Below are 5,606 nucleotides of genomic sequence, written 5' to 3'. Positions count from 1 at the left end.
GAATCGCAGGAAGAATGAATCTCAAGGAAATGTCAACATGTATGTAGTTTTGAAGATACAGTAGAAGCCAGCTATCATCTAGCTGGTTTTTTTGTGCGTAAAAATAAATAGAATAAAAAATATTCAGAGTTTATAGATAATCCCCTTGCTATTACGTTAATCGCAAAATTATTTAAGACATCAATTTAGCGGTTAAAATAACAACAAGGAGATATTGTAATCGAAATTATTTATAAAATAACTCGATAATCTTTAATCCTATATCTACAGCGATATCCATTCCTTCAACGGTGATGTGTTCATAAGGTCCATGATAAGCATGTCCTCCTGTTCCGAGATTCGGGCATGGGAGTCCCATAAAGCTTAACTGGGCACCGTCTGTGCCTCCGCGGATCGGGGTGATAAGCGGCGGGATATTGCATTCTTTGCATGCTGCAGTTGCATGCTCAATCAGTTCCATGCAGGTGTCGATGATTTCTTTCATATTTCGGTACTGTTCTGTGATGGTAAGTGAGACAGTTCCTTTTCCCCATTTTTCATTTAAAATTTTAATGATGTGTTCCATAGTTTTCTTACGGACATCAAAAGTAGTTGCATTGTGGTCACGAATGATATATTCGAGAGCAGCGTGTGAGACATCTCCCTTTATGGAATAGAGATGGAAAAATCCTTCATAGTCTTCCGTATCTCTTGGTGTGTCAGCGGAAGGGAGCATGGAATTGAACTCCATGGCAACAAGTGCTGCGTTGACCATTGTATTTTTAGAAGAACCCGGGTGTACGTTTACACCGGTAAATTCTACTACTGCTCTGGCAGCATTAAAGTTTTCATACTGGATTTCACCTTCTGTATCACCATCAAGTGTATAAGCAAAATCCGCTCCGAATTTTTTTACATTAAAATGGGCTGGTCCCATTCCTATTTCTTCGTCAGGGGTAAATGCAATGCAGAGAGGACCATGCGGAATAGTATTGTCATTGAGGTGTTCAATTATTGTCATAATCTCGGCAATTCCGGCTTTGTCATCTGCACCGAGGATGGTGGTTCCATCGGAAGTAATGAGAGTTCTGCCTTTTAATGTGGAGAGATGAGGGAACATTTTCGGGGAGAGAACTCTGCCGCTGGTTCCAAGTGCAAGGTCTTTGCCGTCATAATTCGGAGTGATAACCGGAGTAACCGGATGATCGCAGAAATCAGATACTGTATCCATGTGAGCAATAAAGCCCAGCTTTTGGCGGGATTCATAGCCCCTGGTTGCCGGAATATGTCCATAGACATAGCAATGTTCATCTACATCGGCGTCTTTCACACCCAGTTCCTTTAATTCCTGAACCAGCAGTCTGGCAAGGTCAAACTGATACTGTGTGGATGGGGAAGTACCGGTTTCTTCACTGCTTGGAGTGAATACTTTTACATAAGATAATAGGCGTTCGTATGCTTTCATGAAAAACCTCCTGAGACCGAATTATTTGAAAAAGTTTCGGCTTTAATATAATAAGTATGTTACTGTTCACTCCATTCTCAGTAACGTAGTCCAAATTTATTCCAGATTGCCTGTGGCAATGGAATTTTGGTTTGTATGCCTCGGGATAGTGGTGTGTGAACAGTAACATAAGTATAACATGCGACTGAGATTACGTAAAAATATTTCTTGCATTTTGTAAATAGTTATGATATGATGCTGCTCAAAGAAAAGGGAGTAGCGGCCATCGTTATGAAGAACTGGACTTGTTTTTCCTATAAATGGTACATAAATGCGTCAGAACGGCAGATTAAGAATGCCCGCATTATGATATAATCGGCAAGACTTTTGTTTTAGACATTAAGAGAAGAGCTCATGTTATGTCTGAAATGAAAGTCTTTTTCTTTTCTTCAGAAATTTTTAGAAGCAAAAAATTTAATTATGTCAAATGGTGAAACGGAGGAGAAAAGTGAACGAAAGAGTAAATCCATTTAAAAAATTACAGAAGCCGGGAAAACATGTGAAACGTATTGTAATAGGAGCAGCAGGGTTGGTGATTATTGCAGGGCTTGCGGGAGATGCTACCTATCAGATCCAGGAGCAGGAACAGGCAGTATTGACAACTTTCGGAGTGCCGAAGGCAGTGGCAGAAACAGGACTGCATTTTAAGATTCCTTTTATACAGAAAGTACAGAAAGTAAATACAACGATCCAGGGATTTCCTATTGGATATAGTATGGGAGATAATTCGGTGGTTGAGAATGAGGGCATTATGATTACCTCGGATTATAACTTTATTGATGTAGATTTCTTTGTTGAGTACAGAATTTTAGAACCGGTAAAATATCTTTATAATTCAGAGGAACCGGAAGATATTCTAAAAAATATTTCTCAAAGCTGTATCCGTACAGTAATCGCAAGTTATGATGTGGATGAAGTGCTTACCACCGGAAAAGGTGAGATCCAGAGTAAGATTAAAGAAATGATCCTGAAGCAGATGGAGGAACAGGATCTGGGGATTCAGCTTGTGAATATCACAATCCAGGATTCAGAACCGCCCACACAGGAGGTTATGAAAGCATTTAAAGCAGTAGAAACTGCCAAGCAGGGAAAAGAAACTGCTTTGAATAATGCCAATAAATACAGAAACGAAAAGCTTCCGGAGGCTGAGGCAGAAGCAGACCAGATCATTCAGGATGCTGAGGCGCAGAAGCAGGTAAGGATTAATGAGGCGGAAGCTGAGGTTGCACGTTTTAATGCCATGTATGAGGAGTATGTTAAGAATCCGGAGATCACAAAGAAGCGTATGTTCTATGAGGCAATGGAAGATGTGCTGCCGGGAATGAAGATTGTGATTGATAATGGAGATGGAGTGCAGAAGGTTCTGCCGCTAGATTCTTTTACAGGGAACAGTTCAGAGAATCCGACAGAGACACTGAACACGGATCCTGCTCAGGACACACAAGATTTAAATGATTCTGAGAACGAATAAAGAAATGACAGAAAATATTTCATATAAAAGTGTTTTGGTAAATGAAATACGAAGGATAGAGATATAATTTGGAAAGGACTAATTTATGAACGGTAAGAAAATTGGAATATTAATTGGTGTGTCTGCAGTGGTTGTAGCTGTCGGAGCGTCGGTAACAGTAACTCAGCAAAATGAATATAAGCTGATCCGTCAGTTTGGTAAGGTTGACAGGGTGATCAGCTCATCGGGAATCAGTTTTAAGATTCCGTTTATAGAGAGTACACAGTCATTGCCAAAGGAAACACTGCTGTATGATCTGGCAGCATCTGATGTAATTACAAAAGATAAGAAAACGATGATCAGCGACAGCTATGTTCTCTGGAAAATCAGCGACCCGCTTAAATTTGCACAGACATTAAACTCTTCTGTGGAAAGTGGTGAAAGCCGAATTAATACTGCTGTGTATAATGCCACTAAAAATGCGATCAGCAGTATGTCACAGGATCAGGTGATCACAAGTCGTGACGGAGAACTGTCTGATATGGTTATGGAGGCAATAGGAACAAACATGGATCAGTATGGAATCGAACTTCTCAAATTTGAAACCAAGCAGCTGGATTTGCCGGATGATAATAAGGAAGCTGTATATGAACGAATGATTTCTGAACGAGATAATATTGCAGCGACTTACAAGGCAGAGGGAAACTCTGAAGCAAAGGTGATTCGAAATAAAACCGACAAAGAAGTAGCAATCCAGATTTCTGATGCTAAAAAACAGGCAGAGATCCTGGAGGCGGAAGGGGAGCAGGAATATATGAAAATTCTTGCGCAGGCTTATGGAGAAGAGGACAGAAGTGAGTTTTATTCATTTGTGAGAAGCCTGGATGCGCTGAAGACATCTATGAAAGGTGAGGACAAAACAGTGATACTGTCTGCAGATTCACCGATTGCTCAGATCTTTGAAGGAAAATAAAAGAAAGTAACAATAATACACTCTAATTTTTCACCAGATAAATGGAAGATAGACATAGAAGATAAGGAATGTTATAATTTTTTTACAAAGAAATCCTGAAGCAGAAAATGTAAGCATAATCTGGAAATAATATACAGAGAAAACGGAGGAATAGAAAATGCTGACATGTATCAGATCAAAACGGCAGAGAGATGCAGCGGAGTATGCTTTACGAACTATTCAGTCATCATGCATAAGGCCTTATATTAAGACAATATATCTGTATGGCAGTTGTGCACGGGGAGAAGAGAAATATAGCAGTGATGTTGATCTGTTTCTGGAACTGTCAGAGTCATTCCGCTCCCGGCCGGAACTTAAAAAATATCTTTATCTTCTAAAATCAGAAGTATCCTCTGAGGAATTGGATGATGCAGAAACGGATCTGAAAATTGTAGTTGGCGATGACTGGAAAAGGAACAAAATGCTGTATTATACAAATGTGCGAAAGGAAGGAATTCAGATATGGCCTTGAACAGTTATTTTGATTTTGCAGAAAATGATTTTCAATATTTTAAAGCCTCTTATGATGCGGGGATAGTTGCAAATATGATGGGTGCCATGGCGCAGGGAATATGCGAAAAATATATGAAGCATCTGATCTCAGAATACTATAAACCGGATGATGCTATACAACAGAAAGATTTTGAAAATATTTTGCGTACACATAGTCTGAACAGATTGATGAAATTTCTAAAAGGAAATATGGGAGCAGAGTTTTCAAAAAATACGCAGACACATATGAGAATGATAGATGGTTTCTATTTTTCAACCAGATATCCTGGTGACGATAGCATAGAGATTGATGGTGATGATGTGGAAACCTGTAATGATGCGATAGAATTGTGCAGAAAAGAAGTTTTAGAGTTAGAACGAAAGTTAAAAAAGGATGAGGTATAAACAGAAATCACGTTACGTAATACAGAAAATCTACTATGAATATCGTTGATACTGTATTTGAAATGAAAGACGGCAAGATCTCATGAGCCTGATCTCAGAGAATAGAAAAGAGGCTGTTACACTAATTGCTTATGTAGTGTGACAGCCTTGTGTATTGTGAACTGAGAATTTGTTACTGAAACGTAAGGAATAAATTTTCAAAAGTAGTGTTGATGTGTCGAAAACTATTGATTGACGGAACAGCATGCGTTTGTTACACTGAATTTATATATCTGAGTTCCAGACCAGCCGGTCATCTATTTCCCTTTATGAAAGCATGTACGAAAGATAAAGATTATCCGATTTATGATATTTGTGCAAATTGGGTATTCAAACATTGTTACCGTATGTTAGAATAGAAGTGAGGTATCTAATGAATAATACGATATTTGATGATGTATTTCGTACAATGATTGAGAAAATGCCATATCTGGCAGTACCTTTGATTAATGAAGTATTCCATACTTCTTATCCGGAGAATGTACCGATTGTGCAGTTGCGCAATGAACATCAGCAGGAAAACGGAGAGATTATCACGGATTCCTGTTTAAAGATTGCTGGTAAATTGTATCATATTGAATGTCAAAGCGTAGACGATACAACTATGGCAATTCGTATGATAGAATATGATTTCTCCATAGCAATTGAATAATTGTGCGTCGCATTCTCGTTACTTTAGCCTGCAAATAAAAAGTCAATACTAAAATTGAAGAAAGTTAAAAAAC

Annotated in this window: 6 protein-coding genes; 5 read left to right on the top strand and 1 reads right to left on the bottom strand. The window is 38.6% G+C overall.

All coding sequences use genetic code 11. The features are described from left to right. Positions 1–226 precede the first annotated feature (226 nt). Complete coding sequence (pepT, locus tag LJE11_RS18435; RefSeq protein WP_227296361.1) at positions 227–1,444, bottom strand: peptidase T; 1,218 nt, start codon at positions 1,442–1,444, stop codon at positions 227–229. Positions 1,445–1,931: 487 nt separating this feature from the next. Here pepT and hflK point away from each other — a divergent pair, with 487 nt between their 5' ends. The 5 genes from hflK to LJE11_RS18410 all read left to right on the top strand — a co-directional run bounded on the left by hflK (position 1,932) and on the right by LJE11_RS18410 (position 5,533). Further along, a complete protein-coding gene (gene hflK / locus LJE11_RS18430; protein WP_062807301.1) occupies positions 1,932–2,954 on the top strand; it encodes an FtsH protease activity modulator HflK in 1,023 nt (340 codons plus the stop codon). Between the two features lie 85 nt (positions 2,955–3,039). Beyond that, on the top strand, positions 3,040–3,906 hold the full coding sequence (gene hflC / locus LJE11_RS18425) for a protease modulator HflC (protein WP_173701382.1): 867 nt from the start codon (positions 3,040–3,042) through the stop codon (positions 3,904–3,906). A 157-nt stretch (positions 3,907–4,063) separates the two neighbouring features. Continuing rightward, positions 4,064–4,417, top strand: a complete 354-nt coding sequence (locus LJE11_RS18420) for a nucleotidyltransferase domain-containing protein (RefSeq protein ID WP_008705807.1) — start codon at positions 4,064–4,066, stop codon at positions 4,415–4,417. Beyond that, positions 4,408–4,842, top strand: a complete 435-nt coding sequence (locus LJE11_RS18415) for a HEPN domain-containing protein (protein ID WP_055153900.1) — start codon at positions 4,408–4,410, stop codon at positions 4,840–4,842. The genes LJE11_RS18420 and LJE11_RS18415 overlap by 10 nt, the downstream gene beginning before the upstream one ends. A 412-nt stretch (positions 4,843–5,254) precedes the next feature. Further along, the gene (locus LJE11_RS18410; RefSeq protein WP_120062796.1) at positions 5,255–5,533 is read left to right on the top strand and encodes a hypothetical protein; all 279 of its coding nucleotides are present in this window, start codon (positions 5,255–5,257) and stop codon (positions 5,531–5,533) included. The last annotated feature ends 73 nt before the right edge of the window (positions 5,534–5,606 follow it).

It is taken from the genome of Blautia sp. DFI.1.216 (genome assembly GCF_020594215.1).
Lineage (GTDB): Bacteria > Bacillota > Clostridia > Lachnospirales > Lachnospiraceae > Blautia_A > Blautia_A wexlerae.
This window is presented reverse-complemented; position numbering and strand designations above follow the sequence as displayed.